Below are 15,768 nucleotides of genomic sequence, written 5' to 3'. Positions count from 1 at the left end.
GCCTCTCAGGCCTTGTCGAGAACGAAGTCGTACGTCACTTCCTGGCCACCCGGGACGTCCTGCGGGTCGAGAATGAGTTCGGGCTTCACGGCGTCGGCGACGTCGTCGTCGTTGTGGGCATCACCGGGGAAGTAAAGCTGCGTGGTGATCTGCTGGTGGCCGGCTACGCCGACCTTCAAGTGCAGGTGTGCGGGACGCCAGGGGTGCCAGCCTGCGGCGGAGATGAGCTTGCCGCATGCGCCGTCGGTAGGGATCTGGTAGGGAGCGGGCTTGAGGGTGTGGATCTTGAAGCGGCCCTCGTCGTCCGCGGTGATGCTGCCACGGAGGTTCCACTCGGGGATGCCGGGGGCGAATTGGGAGTAGAAGCCGTCGGCGTCGGCGTGCCAGATCTCGATGAGTGCGCCGGGAAGCGCGTTGCCGGCCACGTCGCGAACCTGCCCCTGGAACAGAAGCGGGGTTCCGTTCTCATGTTCGCGGGTGGGAAGCGTTGCCTCTGAACCGAGTTCGGGTGCGTCGGGAACGTAGTACGGACCCTCGATGGTGCCCTTGCTGCCCTCGCGGGTGTCGCTGGCGACTTCTTCGACGACGTGCTCGACCCACACGTCGAGGAACAGCGGCCATTCGCCGTCCTGCCCGACGCTGATGAGCCACGCCTTGAGAGCGTTGTATTCGTCGTAGGTGACCTGGTGGTCGCGAATCGTCTTGTGTACCGCGGAAAGCACCTCGCGGGCCAGGAGGCTGACGCGCTCCGGTGGGGTGGACGCGGCGATGGCCTTGTCGGAGGTGAATCGCTGGGTTGCGTTCGCTCCGGATGCCGCCGCGGTGGCGACCTCGGATGCGTGATCGACGCTCATGGTTACTCCTTGCATATCGGGGTGAAGCGGGCTGTGTTCGTTGGTCTTGGGTCAGGTGTCTTGTCTGTATCGGGCGAGCTTGTCGGCGTCGATCTCGACGCCGAGTCCTGCACCCGGTCGAACGGAGAGTGCGCCGTCACGGATATCGAGTGGGTCGGTCAGGAGGTCGTCGCTCATGTCCAGGAAGTTCGACAACTCGCCGGCTCGCCTCGAGGTGAGCTCGAACGCCGCCCCGAACGCGATGGTGCACGTCGAACCGAGCTGGCCATCGATCTGGTTCCCCATGACGACTTCGAGGCCGAGTCCCTCGCACAGGTGATGCGTCCGAAGTGAACCGGTGAATCCGGTTCTCGCGGTCTTGATGCTGACGGCGTTCGCGGACCCCGCCAGAATCTCGCGTGTCACGTCCGCCTGCGTCACGGCGGATTCGTCCGCAACGAAAGGAACATTCAGTTGCCCGACGAGCCATCGACGTCCCAGCACATCGTCTGCGGGGCACAGTTCCTCGGCCAATGTCAGGCCGAGATCGGACATCTCGGCCATGGCGCGCGCGGATTCGGACGCACTCCATCCGCGGTTGCCGTCGACGTACAACTCGACGTCGTCGCCGAGCCCTTCGCGAAGCGCTCGGACCACTACGGTGTCCAGCGAAACCGGTCGTCGTCCGACCTTGATCTTGAACACCTCGATGCCGTACGTCTCGCGCATCCTGGTCGCTTCGTCCACCATCGCCTGAGGGGTGTCGAAGCCCAGCATGTGGCTGACACGCATGCGATCGGTGTAGCCACCGAGCAGGTCGGTGACGGAGATGTCCAATGTGCGTCCGAGTGCGTCCCAGATGGCCATGTCGACAGCAGCTTTCGCCACTGGATTGCCCACGGTGCGGTTCAGCCGCGTGTGCACGATCTCGCGATCGGTGAGCGCCGAGCCGATCACCTGTGGGGCGAAGATCGTTTCGATGACAGCCACCACGCCGCGTTGCGTCTCCCCGTAGGTGAACGGTCGTGGCGGTGCGTCCGCAACTCCGACGACGCCGTCGTCGGTGTGAACTCTGACGAGAACGTGCTCCGCAGCATGCACTTCGCCACTGGCGAATTTCAGTGGTTTCACGTACGGAATGGAATATGGAATTGCTTCTACAGCAACAATTTTCATGATATGTCTTTCAGGTTCTGCGGGGGCGAAGTGTCCATCGAAGGAAGAATGCCTGCTTCTTCGAGCGCGCGGACCAACGACTCGACGAGAGGTGTCGAATTGTCCTGGCGCCACGCGAGCGCGAGGTCGATGGTTGCGACCCCCGCGATGTCGCGGAAGACGACGCCGTCGAGCTTGAGCGCACGGACGGATTCCGGAACCAGGGCGATTCCCAATCCGGCTGCCACGAGAGCCAAGAGCACCGACGTGTCCGGGGCCTCGTGCTCTCGACGGGGAGTGAAACCTGCTGTCCGGCAACTTCGTACGACTGCTTCGTTCACAGCCGAGTGGCTGTCGGAATACATGACGAAGTCTTCGTAGGTGACATCGAGTACTTCGAGTGCGGGTTGGTCTGCCAGTCGATGATCGGCAGGCAGGGCGAGAAGCAAGGATTCGCTGGCGATGGTACGAACCACCAGATCGTCGCCGGCAACTGGTGGTCTGAGAACGGCCAAGTCGAGATGTTCGGACCGAAGTCCTTCGACCTGGGCGGGCGTCAGCAGATCGCCGTGTACCTCGAGTGCTACGCCGGGCAATCGTTGTTTGAGGGCGCGCGATATCGCAGGGAGTTGGTCGAAGGCAGCGGTCCCTGTGAAACCGATGCGAACCAGCCCGAGGCGACCATCGGTGATGCGTTTGACGCCGCGTACGGATTCCGCGAGGCTCTCCAGAATTCTGGTCGCCTCGCGATAGAAGAATTCGCCGGCGGGAGTCAGACTCACCGTTCGCGTAGTGCGGGCGAGCAGGGTCACCCCCAACTCTGTTTCCAGTTGTCTGACCGACTGCGACAGCGCAGGCTGGGCAAGATACAAACGCTTGGCAGCCTGACCGAAGTGCTTGGTCTCGGCCACTGCGACGAAATGATGCAGGTGACGTAGTTCCATGTGACGGGTCACCTCCTCCGCATAGTCCCGTGGTTCACTCAGTGCTCGTGGTGATGGGTCCCACACTAAATCCCCGCATTCATTACCGACAAAGACGGACCAGCATTGGATTCATCGTCGGCACTTATGAATGGATGCCCGGGTGGTGTCTAGGCATTTGCCTGGTGTGACCGCGAACACGTCCTGTCATCGTCGTAGACAAGCTTCGATCACATTCCTGGGAGGACCAATGACCGAGACTCTGGACCAGGCGCTCAGAACAGTCGCCAACGCAGTCGTGGACGATCCCGACGCCGGTGTCTATCGCGCCAACCGCAGCATCTTCACCGACGAAGAAGTCTTCGAGCTGGAGATGAAGCACATTTTCGAGGGCAATTGGATCTACCTCGCCCACGAGAGCCAGCTTCCGAACAACGGCGACTACTTCACGGTTTACATGGGCCGGCAGCCTGTTGTGATCACGCGTGACAAAAACGGCGAGTTGCACTGCCTCATCAACGCTTGCGCTCACCGCGGTGCAATGCTCTGCCGCCGCAAGACCGATAATCGGACCACTCTCACCTGCCCGTTTCACGGGTGGACGTTCCGCAACGACGGCACGCTGCTCAAGGTCAAGGATCCCGAAGGAGCAGGCTATCCTGCCAGCTTCGACGTCGACGGATCCCACAATTTGACGAAGGTGCCCAGGTTCGAAAGCTACCGAGGTTTCCTCTTCGGCTCGCTGAACGACGACGTCTCGACGCTTGCCGAACATCTCGGTGACACGACGAAGGTGATCGACATGCTTGTCGATCAATCTCCCGACGGGCTCGAGGTGCTCCGAGGATCGTCGACGTACACCTACGACGGCAACTGGAAGGTGCAGGCGGAGAACGGCGCCGACGGCTACCACGTCACGGCCACTCACTGGAACTACGCCGCGACCACGTCGCGTCGCAACAACGGACAATCCAAGAACTCGACCAAGGCACTCGATGCCGGCGGTTGGGGCAAGTCGGGAGGCGGCTACTGGTCGTACCCGAACGGCCACCTGTGCTTGTGGACGTGGGCCGCGAACCCCGAGGACCGTCCGCTCTGGGACCGCATGGACGAACTGAAGGAGAAGTTCGGCGATGCGAAGGGCGAGTTCATGGTGAAGGGTTCCCGCAATCTCTGCGTGTACCCGAACGTCTACATCATGGATCAGTTCAGCACGCAGATTCGGCACTTCAGGCCGATTTCTCCGGACAAGACCGAAGTCACCATCTACTGCATCGCCCCCAAGGGTGAAAGCGCCAAGGCTCGGTCGCACCGTATCCGTCAGTACGAGGACTTCTTCAACGCGTCGGGTATGGCCACACCGGACGATCTTGAGGAGTTCCGCTCCTGCCAGCTGACTTTCCAGGCCACCAATGCTCCGTGGAACGACATGAGCCGCGGAGCCGAGCACTGGCTCACCGGCCCGGACCCCGTCGCCGAAGCTTTGGAAATGCCGGGTGTCATCTCAGCGGGTGTCAGAAACGAGGACGAAGGCCTCTACCCGGTTCAGCACGGCTACTGGCGTCAGACAATGCTCGACGCCATCGAGCGTGAGCGTGCCGGTGACGGAACCGATTCCGCGACGACGAAGAAGGCGTGACATGACCACCGCTGCACCACAGAACACGAACACGAGCGCTTCGACGCTGATCACCCAGAACGCCATCGAGCAATTCCTTTACCGCGAGGCCCGCTACCTCGATGACCGTGAGTTCGAAAAATGGCTCACCTGCTACGCCGACGACGTCGAGTACTGGATGCCGTGCTGGGACGACAACGAGCAGTTGACCGAAGACCCCCAGACCGACATCTCGCTGATCTACTACGAGAACAAGGGCGGGCTCGAAGATCGGGTGTTCCGTATCCGGACCGAACGGTCCAGTGCGACATCGATTCCCGAGCCTCGAACTTCTCACAACATCAGCAACGTGGAGGTCATCGAACGTCGAGGCGACATCGTCGATGTGCGATTCAACTGGCACACCATGTACTTCCGGTACAAGACAGTCGACCCGTACTACGGCACCTCCTTCTACACGATCGACTTCTCCGGCGAGTCGCCGCTCATCCGTCGCAAGACGGTGGTGCTGAAGAACGACTACATCCATCACGTCGTCGACATCTATCACTTCTGAACCAGTTCAGCCGCACGACCTTTCGGCCGCCGAGAGAGGAACCTCATGAGTCACCGCGTAGCCCTGTCCTTCGAGGACGGGGTGACCCGCTTCATCACCTGCGCGGATGGACAGACCGTCGCCGATGCCGCGTACCGATCCCGCATCAACATTCCGCTCGACTGCCGTGACGGAGCGTGCGGAACGTGCAAGGCGTTGTGCGAATCGGGTGACTACAACGGCGGTGTGTATCTCGAGGATGCGTTGTCCGACAGCGAGTCCGAGCAGGGTTACTGCCTGCCGTGCAGTATGACTCCGAAGTCCGATCTTGTTCTCCAGATCGCCAGTACGTCGGCGGTGGCGAAGACGCAGGCATCGACGTATCTGACGACGATCACTGCGGTGGACCGGCTTTCGCCGACAACTGTCCGCTTGGTGGTCCGATCTCCCGAAAGTGTGGATCTGGCGTTTCTGCCTGGCCAGTACGTCAACATCTCGGTGCCCGGCGGTGAGGAGACCCGCTCGTACTCCTTCAGCAACACTCCGGGGGCCGAGGAACTGGAATTCCTGGTCAAGCTCACGCCGGGTGGTTTGATGTCGACGTTCCTCGACGAGCGCGCGGAGGTAGGGAACGACATCTCCTTCACCGGGCCGCACGGAAGTTTCTTTCTGCGCGAGGCCGATCGGCCGGCCCTTCTGCTCGCAGGCGGCACCGGGCTCGCTCCGATCCTGTCCATTCTGCGGAAACTGAACGACGAGAATTCCTCTCGTCCGGTGCATTTGGTCTACGGGGCGAGTACGGACGACGACGTCGTTCTGCTCGATGAACTCGAACAACTGGCGAAGAGTCTCGAGAACCTCACGTGGGACTACTGCGTGGCGGATCCGAACAGTACTGCTGAGCACAAGGGCTACGTCACCGGCTTGATCGAGCCGAAGCACCTGTACGACGGTGACGTCGCGGTGTACTTGTGTGGTCCGCCCCCGATGGTCGAGGCAGTTCGTTCCTACTTCACGAACGAGGGCGTCGAACCTACCGGCTTCTACTACGAGAAGTTCGCGCCGTCGTCGAAGCCCACGGAAGGTGAGCCGAGCTCGGCTCCCGAGACGGAAGTCGTCGCGGAGGAGCCGGACGCTGCAGTGCCTGCTCCGACCGAAAAGAAGACCGACCGTAGCGAACGCCCGGCGTCCGAGAGCTCGGCCGACGAGAATATCGAGGGTGACGCGACGCGCCGGACGGTGTGCGGCCAAACGGTATTCGAAGCCCGGGAGTACCGGGCACCGGACGTGGTCGCACCGGTGAGCCCGGACGAGGAGCTGGTGACGTTGCGGGCGATCGCCGGCCAGCGCGTCGGCAAGCCCGGCTCGACCGGTCCCCTCTCGCCGCTTGACGACGACGACGCCATCCTTCGGGCCGGCGATGCACGATCGGTCGCCGGTCAGACCATCTGGCCGGAGCGCGATATCGAACCGCACGTCACTCGCGAGGACATGGCTGCGTCGGATTCGTACGAAATCGGTGAAGAGCATCCCTCGGTGCACGAGTCGGACGCGGTGTTCGAAGCTCGTCGTGCTCTGGAACTGGGTGCACTGGAGCTGGTGATCGGTCGCCTGTCGTCGCAGCAATTGGCCGGCTACAGGCTCCTAGCCGAGACGACGACGCGTTACGTCGACGGAGACCAGTTCGTCGATGCGGCTGCGTACACCGAGACCAATGCCGCGTTCCACGACTACCTGTTCACGCAGACCGGCAACGAACACTTGTTGCAGGCGTATCAGGCGCTCGGCGTGAAGGCCGCAATGGCCGAGACGCTGCGTAACGCGACGTGGTGTGAGCCGTCGTGTGCGCAGGACCACGTCGATATCGTCGACGCCTTCGATGCGCAGGATCGAGACCGCGCGCGGACGCTCATCGCGGAGCACGCAGAGAGGTCGAAGGTCACGATGCGCCGAGCGATGCAGGACATCGAGAAGAGCAAGAAGCCAGCTTTCGTGCATCCGGGACGCTTCGCCGGCAAGGTCGTTCTCGTCACGGGTGCAGCGCAGGGCATCGGTGAATGGGTCGCTCGACGTATCTCGGCGGAGGGCGGCGATCTCGTGCTCGCCGATCGTTCAGAGCTCGTCGAGTCGTTGGCCGAAGAATTGCACCACGACGAGGCTCATGTCACTGCCGTTCTGGCGGACCTCGAGACGTGGGAAGGTGCGTCGTCCGTAGTCGAGGCTGCTATCGCGCGGCATGGACGGGTCGACGTCTCCATCCACGTGGTGGGAGGAACGATCTGGGCGAAGCCGCTGGCCGAATACCCGCCGGACCAGATCGAGAAGGAGATCTCTCGCTCTCTCTTCCCGACGCTGTGGTCCTGCCGCGCCGTGGTGCCGCACATGATCGAGCGGCGGCAGGGCACGATCGTCAACGTCTCGTCCGTGGCGACCCGGGGGATCAACCGCGTTCCCTACGGTGCGGCCAAGGGAGGTGTCAACGCGATCACCGCTAACTTGGCGCAAGAGGTGGCGCCGTACGGCATTCGTGTCGCAGCAACTGCTCCCGGCGGTACCGATGCGCCGCCACGCCGTATCGCCCGTGGGCCGGGGCTGTCGAGCGATCAGGAGAGGTCCTGGTACCAGGAGCTCGTGGACCAGACCGTCGGATCCTCACTTCTCGGGCGGTACGGCACCCTCGACGAGCAAGCAGCGGCAATCTGCTTCCTGGCTTCGGACGAAGCGTCGTACATCACCGGCACGGTGCTTCCGGTTGCCGGGGGCGATCTCGGCTGAGCGCTGTGATCGCTCGATGCTTCGCACCATCTCCTGACCGGGTCGTTGACTACGGTGAACGGGTGAGTGAACACGTTGAACTGACAGGCCGGGAGCCGATTGTCGCGGAGTTGGTCCGTGCAGTCGGCTCGCGGTCCACGTTCATCGTTCTGGAGGGGCGTTCGGGGTCGGGCAAGACGGCTCTCCTCGACACCGTTCTCGAACGTTTTCGGCAGAGCGCGAACGTGGACGTCAGGCAACTGCATGCAGTTCCATGGGAATCCTCCATCGCAGGCGGTGTGCTTCGGCAGTTGTTTCCTGGGGTGAACGCGGCCCTTGCGGAGTGCGAAACGTTCGAAGCTCGGTTGGATGCAGTGTTGTCATCGACGGGGGTCCCCACTTCGCACGAGCCGTCCGCAGTCGTCGTAGCGGTGGACGACGCGGAGCACGCCGATGTCGACTCCCTCGAATTGCTCGCGTCGGTGGTCAGGTTCCACCGGGACCGAGCTGTCGCCGTCATTTGCTGCCGCACTCTCGGCACGGCAAATCGAGTGTCGGCGAACAACATTCTGGACAGGGCAGCGGACGTGACGCTACCGGTTCGGCCACTCGGACCCGTCGATGTCGCCGACATGGCGGCACTGCGAGGAATCGTTCTGACTCAGTCCGCCGCGACGCAGTTGACGCGTCATACCGGCGGCCGGCCACGTCACATCGCAGCGTTGCTGGACGAACTCGACGGAGACGCGTGGAACCGCACGCGGTTCGATCTGCCGGCGCCATCGTTTCTCTCCTCGGCTGTACGCGAAAGTCTCGCCGAGTTCGACGACGACACCCGGCGACTGTGCAGCGCCGTCGCAGTCCTCGGCGCCCCGGCTTCCGTGCACGTCGCGCTGCAGGTTGCACGCATCGAGGTCGAGCCGTGGGCCGCGGTCGATGCGGCCGAGAGGGCTGGCCTGATCAGGGTCGAAAGACTGTCGACTTCGACAGTACTGGCCTGCCCGGATGCCATGATCAGAGCCGGTATCCTCGCTGCCCTCGGGCGTGTCGAACAAGCCGACTTGCACCGAACAGCTGCCGGCATGGTCGAGGACCCCGCCAGTGTGTTGGCGCATCTCGTCGAGGTGACGCCTGGGCCGGACTCGGCGTTGTCGGACAAGCTGGAGGCACTGGCTGTCGAGCGCGCGGGTAAGGGGGAGTGGGCGGCGGCCGCGAATCTGTACTCGCTGGCCAGTCGGTCCAGTGGCGACACACACAAGCGAGACGACCGCCTGGTGCTGGCGGTGGATGCTCTCATCGGGGCGGGCGACGTGCCGACGGCGTCGGGGTACGTCGCCGAGATCGAGAGTTTCCGCGAAACTGCCATGCGCAGTGCGGTTCTGGGCTACCTCGCCATCATGCGCGGCCGTCCACAGGAGGCCGGCGCACGACTGGATCGAGCGTGGGAAATGGTCCGTGTCCGCCACGAACCCGACGTTGCTGCAGTCGTCTGTCATCGACAGGTTCTGCACAATCTCGCCCGCTGCAATGGAACCGAACTCGTGAAGTGGGCCGATCGTGCCATCGAACTCGTCGGCACCTCGAGTCCGACCGCGATCGAGGCTCAATCCATTCGCGGTCTCGGACTGGGCGGCACGGGTCACGTCGTGGAGGCCCTGAGGAGCTACAAAAACCTCTGGTCGTATGCGCACACCGGGGCCGTCGGGCAGCGGGTCCAAATCGGTTCCGGTTGGCTGCATTTAGCCACCGACCAGATCGACATCGCCCGAGTGGAACTGGAGTCGGCAACGCCGACGGACTTTCTGGGTGGCTCGACTCGTATTTCGCTGTGGGCTCATTCCTGGCTGGCTCGAACCTACTTCGTCACAGGCGACTGGGGGGCCGCGCTGAGAATCGTCGACAGCGGTGTCGATCTTGCCTCGCGATCCGGTGCAGCGTTGATGACTCCGCTGCTGCGGTGGACCAGCACGCAGATTCATGCTCTTCGCGGCGATTGGAATGCCGCGTCCGAATCGGCGAGAGCCGGAGACGCCGGCGCGCGCGAGTACGAAATCATGCGGGTGCCGGCAGCTCTGGGACGAGCGGCGATCGCCGAGGCCAGGGCTGATTACGCCGGTGTTCTGCGTGCACTGGGGCCCCTCACAGAAGCCTGGGCACAGGGTGACGTATCCGAGCCGGGGTTCTGGCCGTGGCAGGATGTCTATGCCAACGCATTGGTTATCGAAGGCCGATTGTCGGAGGCCGATGTGTTCCTGTCCCACCATGAGGAGCGAGCCGTCAGTCGCGGCCACAAGTCGGCTCTGGCCAGACTCTCGTGCGCACGCGGACGCTGGCACGGAGCGCGGAACGAATTGAATTCTGCGCGAATCTGTTTCGAGGAGGCGCTGGCGTCGCTCGCATCGCTCCCGCTGATCTACGACCGCGCGCGAGTCAATTACGTGTACGGATTGACGCTGCGCCGGGCAGGCAAACGCCGTGAGGCCGACGTCGTGATAACTGCTGCGCGGGAGGATTACTCGGCTCTCGGTGCGGCGACCTACGTCGCCAGATGTGATCGTGAGCTGAAGGCCGGCGGCATGAACGCGGTGCTGAAGGACCGCTCACATGACACGCTGACCCCGCAGGAAGAAGCAGTGGCCGGGTTGGTCGCCACCGGTATGACGAACCGAGAGGTAGCAGCCGAGTTGTTCTTATCCGTCAAGACCGTGCAATTCCACCTGACGCGGGTCTACTCGAAACTGGGAATTCGGTCCAGAGCGGAATTGGCGGCCCGCGCGAGCGGCTCAGGAGATGCAGCCCAGTGAGAATCGATAACGTGAACACCCGAGGAACAGCATGACTTCTCTGGACGATCAGACACGCACTCTGCGGGGTGGGATCGAAATCCCAGCCCGGCGGCCAGCCCGCTGGGCCGAGCTGGCCAAGGACTTCGGTGCCGCCTACCTTGGTTCTGGGGTCACCGCCGTGTTGTTCTCGGCGACGGGACCGGTCGCGGTCATCATGGCTGCGGGCACGGCTGGTTCGCTGACCGGACCGCAGATTGCGTCGTGGATCTTCGGAGTGTTCGTCCTCAACGGGTTGCTGACGTGTGTTGCCAGTTGGGTTTACCGTATGCCGTTGGCGTTCTTCTGGACGATCCCGGGGACGGTCATCGTCGGTCAGGCACTGCCGACGTCCAGATGGTCGGACGTCGTCGGGGCCTACATCGTCACCGGTGTACTCATCGCAGTTCTGGGCGCGACCGGTGCCGTAAAGACGGTGATGAGCGCGGTACCTCACCGTCTCGTCATGGCATTGGTTGCCGGGGCCTTTCTGTCGTTCGGTACAGAACTGGTGCGTTCGGTGTCGTCGGACGCGGTAGTTGCTGGTTCGATGGTGATCGCGTGGCTGGCGGCGACTCGATTCCGAGTAGGCGGTCGACAGTTCCCTCCCATCTTCGCGGCGCTGTGCGTGGGTCTGGTAGCGCCTCTGGTGACGGGGTGGAGCCCGTCGACACCTGCGGGTTCGGATGGCTTCTCACCCGTGGGACTGCCGTCGCTGGTATCCCCCACCTGGAACGCGGAAACGTGCCTACAACTCGTGCTGCCGCTGGCGATCACCGTGATCGCGGTGCAGAACGCGCAGGGAACGGCAGTATTGACAGCGTCCGGCCATCGACCACCCCTGACGATGATCACGTTGTTCAGTGGTTTCTGGTCGGTGCTCGCCGCGTTCGTGGGTGCGGTGTCCTCGTGTCTCGCGGGGCCATCGAACGCACTGCTGGTCGCCGACGGAGAACGACGTCGGCAATATGTGGCGGGGATCGTGTGCGGCGTCGTCGCAGTCGTCGTGGGTGTGTTCGCGCCCGCCTTGGTGTGGGGACTGTCGGTGGTGCCGCACACGTTCGTCGCCGCATTGGCCGGCGTCGCGATGCTCGACGCCTTGAGGGGTGCATTCGCAGCGGCCTTCTCGCCTTCGAGGGAGGACGCAGGTAAGGCCAGACCCCCATTCGGCCCGTTGGTGACGTTCGTTGTCACTGTGTCCGGAATCCAGATTGCGGGTTTGAGCGCGCCGGTCTGGGGTCTGGGCGCCGGAATCCTGGCAGCATGGTTACTCGACCGTGAGCCCGCTCGAGCGTGACACGCCCCCGCGGTCCGGTTCGGTTGACGTCAGCGTACGTTTTCGAATATTGCTGCGAGGCCTTGTCCGCCGCCGATGCACATGGTTTCGAGGCCGTAGCGGGTGTCGCGGCGCCGCATTTCGCGTAGGAGGGTGGCGAGGATGCGTCCGCCGGTGGCGCCGACGGGGTGGCCGAGGGAGATGCCGGAGCCGTGGGGGTTCAGTCGTGGGTCGTCGGGTTCGATGTTCCAGGTGCGCAGGACGGCCAGAGTCTGGGCGGCGAAGGCTTCGTTGAGTTCGATGACGCCCATGTCGTCCAGGGTCAGTCCTGCTCGGCCGAGGGCTTTCTCGGTGGCTGGGACGGGGCCGATGCCCATGGTCCGCGGCGGCACTCCCGCGACGGCCCAGGAGACGAGTTTCGCGATGGGTCGCAGGCCGAGTTGGGCGGCCTTTTCGGGGGTGGTGACGATGGCGAGGGCGGCGCCGTCGTTCTGGCCGCTGGCGTTGCCGGCGGTGACGGTGGAGTCGGGGTCGATCTTCGAACGGATGGCGCGCAGCTTGGCCAGCGATTCGATGGAGGTGTCGGCGCGGGGGTGCTCGTCGGTGTCGACCACGATCGGATCCGATTTACGCTGCGGGACAGAGATTCCGACGATTTCTTCGGCGAAGACACCGTTTTTCTGGGCGGCGACGGCTTTGTGGTGGGAGGCGGCGGCGAGGGCGTCCTGGTCTTCGCGGCTGATGGAGAATTCCGCCCGTAGGTTTTCGGCGGTTTCGATCATCCCGCCGGGCACGGGGAAGTTCTTGCCGCCTGCGGTGACGCGGGCGCGGGCGAGACGGTCGGAGAGTGCGACGGCGTCGGCTTTGACGCCCCAGCGCATGCCGGTGGTGTAGAACTCGGCCTGGCTCATGCTTTCCGCGCCGCCGGCGAGGACGAGGTCGCTGGCGCCGGTCTGTACGTGCATGCAGGCCTGTAGGACGGCTTGGAGGCCGGATCCGCAGCGGCGGTCGATCTGTTGTCCTGGGACGTCGATGCCGAGGCCTGCGTCGAGGGCGGCGACGCGGCCGAGTGCGGGTGCTTCCCCGTTCGGTGATGCTTGGCCGAGGATGACGTCGTCGATGTCGGATCCGGATATACCGGTGCGCGCAACCAGTTCGGTGATGACGGTGGCGGCGAGAGTTTCGGGTGCGATGCCGGAGAACATGCCGCCGAAGCGGCCGACTGGGGTGCGGAGGGGTTCGCAGATGACGGCGTCAGGCATGTCGATGTCCTTGTTTGTCGGTGGAGTTCGTGTCCAGGCGGCGTAGGTCGGTGTCGATTGCGTGGGCGGCGGCCAGGAGGGCGGGGAGGAGGTGTTCACGGGCGGCGTCGGCGGAGTGCCGGGCGGCAGGGGTGGAGACGTTCGCGGCGGCGACGACGGTGCCGGTGGTGTCGTGGATCGGTGCGGCGATCGAGCGTAGGCCTGCTTCGAGTTCTTGGTCGACCAGGCAATAGCCCTGTGCGCGAACGGATTCGAGTTCGGCGCGGAGGGATGCGATGTCGGTGATGGTCTTACCGGTCAGCGGCGTCGGGTCCAGTCGTGACAGGTAGGCGTCGAGTTCGTCGGATGAGAGTCCTGCCAACAGGACTCGGCCCATCGAGGTGGCGTAGGCGGGGAAGCGGGTGCCGATGGTGATCGCGACGGTCATGATTCGTGAGACCTGGACGCGGGCGACGTAGACGACGTCGTCGCCGTCGAGGATGGACACCGACGACGATTCGTGCACCCGCTGGGAGAGTGCTTCGAGGTGGGGGCCGGCGACGTCGGGCAACGTGAGCGAGGACAGGTAGCTGTAGCCGAGTTCGAGCACTCTCGGGGTGAGCCAGAACAGCGAGCCGTCGGTGCGCACGTAGCCGAGTTCGACGAGCGTCAGCAGGAAGCGTCGCGCGGTCGCCCGGGTCAGATCGGTGGTCTTGGCGACGTCGGTCAACGTACGTCGGGGGTTGACGCCGTCGAACGCTTTGATCACGGCCAATCCGCGACCGAGCGACTGTACGTAGTCCGAAGACGGGCCCGCCGGTTCACGATCGATCATGCGTTCTCGGCTCTTCCGATGTGGTCCTTCAGTAGCCGTGAAACCTGTTCGTACTGTTCGACATTCGCAAGGTGTGCGGCAGGGGACAGGACGTGAAACTCCGCCCTGGGAATACCGTCGGCGATGACGGCCATATCGGCAGGCGTGGTCGCCGGATCTTCCTTGCCTGCGATGACGAGCGTCGGCGACGAGATGTTCCCCAGATCGGCGCGGTTGTCCCACCCTGCCAGCGCTTCACAGCAGGCTGCATAGCCCTCGTCCGAGGTGGAGGCGATCATGTTCCGGTACGCATCGACACTTTCGCCGAAGTCGACTGTGAACCAGCGTTCGAGCACCGCGTCGGCGATCGACCGCGTGCCGTGGTCACGGACGGTCGCGGCGCGGTCGATCCAACCCTGCGGGTCACCGAAACGCGCCGACGTGCACAGAAGTGTGAGCGATGCGACCCGTTCGGGACGGTGTACCGAAATCCATTGAGCGATTGCGCCACCGAGGGACAACCCCACGAGGTGAACGTGTTCGCGGCCGAGTGAGTCGAGCAGAGCCAGGACGTCGTCGGCAAGTTCAGCGACGGTGTAGGGGCCGATCGAAACGGGTGAGGTTCCGTGGCCTCGTAGGTCCACCGCAATCACATCGAGGTGGTCGGACAGCGCTTCGACTTGAGCGTCCCACATGGACCGGGTCGACCCGAGGGAGCCGATGAACACCACTGTCTGGGTCGTCGGGCTGGTAGCCGCAACGAGGTCGTACGAAAGTTCGACGGTCATCATTCTAATATAGCCCAGTGTTCGCATAGTGGCGAGGTGTTCACAAAGCGTACGTTGTCAGGTATGGTCGAGCCATGGACAAAGTCGTAGCGAGCGCCGCCGACGCGGTGGCGGATCTGCCGGATGGAGCCTCGATCGCCGTGGGTGGTTTCGGGCTGGTCGGTGTTCCCGAGATCCTGATCGGTGCCGTGCTCGATCACGGCGCATCGGATCTGGAGATCGTCAGCAACAATTGCGGCACAGATAGTTTCGGGCTCGGTGTGCTGCTGGAGAAGCGTCGTATCCGTCGCACGATTTCCTCCTACGTCGGGTCGAACAAAGAGTTCGCGCGCCAGTATCTCGCCGGTGAACTCGAGGTCGAGCTGACGCCGCAGGGCACACTCACCGAGCGACTGCGGGCGGGCGGGGCGGGGATCCCGGCGTTCTTCACCCCGGCGGGCGTCGGAACACAGGTTGCCGACGGCGGTCTGCCGCTCCGCTACGACGGCAGCGGCGGCATCGCGGTGGCGAGCCCTCCGAAAGAGACCCGCGAATTCGACGGCGTCACCTACGTGATGGAACGCGGCATCGTCGCCGACTACGCCCTCGTCCACGCCTGGAAAGGTGACCGGCACGGCAACCTGGTGTTTCATGCCAGCGCCCGGAACTTCAACCCGCCCGCAGCTGCGTCGGGACGCATCACGATTGCGCAGGTCGAGGAACTCGTCGAGCCCGGTGAGATCGGCCCGGACGATATTCACACCCCGGGCATCCATGTGCAGCGTGTGGTGCACGTCGGCAAGGTGACAGTAGGAATCGAGCAGCGGACGGTGCGGGCATGAGCGAGACGATCATCAAATTGACCCGTGAACAGATGGCGGCCCGGGTCGCGCAGGAATTGCTCGACGGTGAATACGTGAACCTCGGCATCGGGATGCCGACGCTCGTGCCGAACTATCTACCGACCGACATCACCGTCGTATTGCATTCGGAGAACGGCGTTCTCGGTGTGGGGCCGTACCCGACCGAG

General features: G+C 63.7%; 13 protein-coding genes. 7 read left to right on the top strand and 6 right to left on the bottom strand.

The window, feature by feature from the left end; genetic code table 11:
• Positions 1–5 precede the first annotated feature (5 nt).
• Genes catA through HQ354_RS14625 form a run of 3 tightly spaced genes read right to left on the bottom strand, consistent with a single transcriptional unit; the run spans position 6 to position 2,932 of the window.
• Positions 6–854, bottom strand: a complete 849-nt coding sequence (catA, locus tag HQ354_RS14635) for a catechol 1,2-dioxygenase (protein WP_222635089.1) — start codon at positions 852–854, stop codon at positions 6–8.
• A gap of 51 nt (positions 855–905) precedes the next feature.
• A complete protein-coding gene (locus HQ354_RS14630) occupies positions 906–2,009 on the bottom strand; it encodes a mandelate racemase/muconate lactonizing enzyme family protein (protein WP_222635090.1) in 1,104 nt (367 codons plus the stop codon).
• Positions 2,006–2,932, bottom strand: a complete 927-nt coding sequence (locus HQ354_RS14625; RefSeq protein ID WP_222635091.1) for a LysR family transcriptional regulator — start codon at positions 2,930–2,932, stop codon at positions 2,006–2,008. Before HQ354_RS14625 ends, HQ354_RS14630 begins: the two co-directional genes overlap by 4 nt.
• Positions 2,933–3,161: 229 nt before the next feature.
• Here HQ354_RS14625 and benA point away from each other — a divergent pair, with 229 nt between their 5' ends.
• The 5 genes from benA to HQ354_RS14600 all read left to right on the top strand — a co-directional run bounded on the left by benA (position 3,162) and on the right by HQ354_RS14600 (position 11,937).
• The gene (gene benA / locus HQ354_RS14620) at positions 3,162–4,550 is read left to right on the top strand and encodes a benzoate 1,2-dioxygenase large subunit (protein ID WP_222635092.1); all 1,389 of its coding nucleotides are present in this window, start codon (positions 3,162–3,164) and stop codon (positions 4,548–4,550) included.
• 1 nt (position 4,551) lies between these two features.
• Positions 4,552–5,085 carry a benzoate 1,2-dioxygenase small subunit gene (gene benB / locus HQ354_RS14615; protein WP_222635093.1) on the top strand — a complete coding sequence of 178 codons (534 nt, stop codon included), beginning with the start codon at positions 4,552–4,554 and terminating at the stop codon, positions 5,083–5,085.
• A 45-nt stretch (positions 5,086–5,130) separates the two neighbouring features.
• Positions 5,131–7,839 (top strand): benzoate 1,2-dioxygenase electron transfer component BenC, encoded by a 2,709-nt coding sequence (gene benC, locus HQ354_RS14610; protein ID WP_222635094.1) that lies wholly within the window; start codon positions 5,131–5,133, stop codon positions 7,837–7,839.
• A 62-nt stretch (positions 7,840–7,901) separates the two neighbouring features.
• A complete protein-coding gene (locus HQ354_RS14605) occupies positions 7,902–10,622 on the top strand; it encodes a LuxR family transcriptional regulator (RefSeq protein WP_222635095.1) in 2,721 nt (906 codons plus the stop codon).
• Between the two features lie 31 nt (positions 10,623–10,653).
• The gene (locus HQ354_RS14600) at positions 10,654–11,937 is read left to right on the top strand and encodes a benzoate/H(+) symporter BenE family transporter (protein ID WP_222635096.1); all 1,284 of its coding nucleotides are present in this window, start codon (positions 10,654–10,656) and stop codon (positions 11,935–11,937) included.
• A gap of 29 nt (positions 11,938–11,966) precedes the next feature.
• On the opposite strand, the gene HQ354_RS14595 is transcribed toward HQ354_RS14600, so the two are convergent.
• The 3 genes from HQ354_RS14595 to pcaD are packed head-to-tail and all read right to left on the bottom strand — an operon-like array spanning position 11,967 to position 14,759.
• A complete protein-coding gene (locus HQ354_RS14595; RefSeq protein WP_222635097.1) occupies positions 11,967–13,178 on the bottom strand; it encodes an acetyl-CoA C-acetyltransferase in 1,212 nt (403 codons plus the stop codon).
• Positions 13,171–13,992, bottom strand: a complete 822-nt coding sequence (locus tag HQ354_RS14590) for an IclR family transcriptional regulator C-terminal domain-containing protein (RefSeq protein WP_222635098.1) — start codon at positions 13,990–13,992, stop codon at positions 13,171–13,173. The genes HQ354_RS14595 and HQ354_RS14590 overlap by 8 nt, the downstream gene beginning before the upstream one ends.
• On the bottom strand, positions 13,989–14,759 hold the full coding sequence (gene pcaD / locus HQ354_RS14585; RefSeq protein ID WP_222635099.1) for a 3-oxoadipate enol-lactonase: 771 nt from the start codon (positions 14,757–14,759) through the stop codon (positions 13,989–13,991). The genes HQ354_RS14590 and pcaD overlap by 4 nt, the downstream gene beginning before the upstream one ends.
• A gap of 74 nt (positions 14,760–14,833) precedes the next feature.
• On the opposite strand from pcaD, the gene HQ354_RS14580 reads away from it, so the two are divergent.
• The gene (locus HQ354_RS14580) at positions 14,834–15,580 is read left to right on the top strand and encodes a CoA transferase subunit A (protein ID WP_222635100.1); all 747 of its coding nucleotides are present in this window, start codon (positions 14,834–14,836) and stop codon (positions 15,578–15,580) included.
• On the top strand, positions 15,577–15,768 hold a 192-nt coding region (locus tag HQ354_RS14575), incomplete at its 3' end, for a CoA-transferase (RefSeq protein WP_308115203.1). The genes HQ354_RS14580 and HQ354_RS14575, both read left to right, overlap by 4 nt.

The organism is Rhodococcus sp. BP-261 (genome assembly GCF_019835205.1).
Classification (GTDB): Bacteria; Actinomycetota; Actinomycetes; order Mycobacteriales; family Mycobacteriaceae; genus Rhodococcoides; species Rhodococcoides kyotonensis_B.
Note: the sequence above shows the minus strand (reverse complement) of the source record. Positions and strands in the feature narration are given on the sequence as shown.

Excerpts from the sequence above, each read along its gene's own strand:
- catA (WP_222635089.1), bottom strand. The coding sequence starts at position 854 with ATGAGCGTCGATCACGCATCCGAGGTCGCCACCGCGGCGGCATCCGGA.
- HQ354_RS14630 (WP_222635090.1), bottom strand. The coding sequence starts at position 2,009 with ATGAAAATTGTTGCTGTAGAAGCAATTCCATATTCCATTCCGTACGTG.
- HQ354_RS14625 (WP_222635091.1), bottom strand. The coding sequence starts at position 2,932 with ATGGAACTACGTCACCTGCATCATTTCGTCGCAGTGGCCGAGACCAAG.
- benA (WP_222635092.1), top strand. The coding sequence starts at position 3,162 with ATGACCGAGACTCTGGACCAGGCGCTCAGAACAGTCGCCAACGCAGTC.
- benB (WP_222635093.1), top strand. The coding sequence starts at position 4,552 with ATGACCACCGCTGCACCACAGAACACGAACACGAGCGCTTCGACGCTG.
- benC (WP_222635094.1), top strand. The coding sequence starts at position 5,131 with ATGAGTCACCGCGTAGCCCTGTCCTTCGAGGACGGGGTGACCCGCTTC.
- HQ354_RS14600 (WP_222635096.1), top strand. The coding sequence starts at position 10,654 with ATGACTTCTCTGGACGATCAGACACGCACTCTGCGGGGTGGGATCGAA.
- HQ354_RS14595 (WP_222635097.1), bottom strand. The coding sequence starts at position 13,178 with ATGCCTGACGCCGTCATCTGCGAACCCCTCCGCACCCCAGTCGGCCGC.
- HQ354_RS14590 (WP_222635098.1), bottom strand. The coding sequence starts at position 13,992 with ATGATCGATCGTGAACCGGCGGGCCCGTCTTCGGACTACGTACAGTCG.
- pcaD (WP_222635099.1), bottom strand. The coding sequence starts at position 14,759 with ATGACCGTCGAACTTTCGTACGACCTCGTTGCGGCTACCAGCCCGACG.
- HQ354_RS14580 (WP_222635100.1), top strand. The coding sequence starts at position 14,834 with ATGGACAAAGTCGTAGCGAGCGCCGCCGACGCGGTGGCGGATCTGCCG.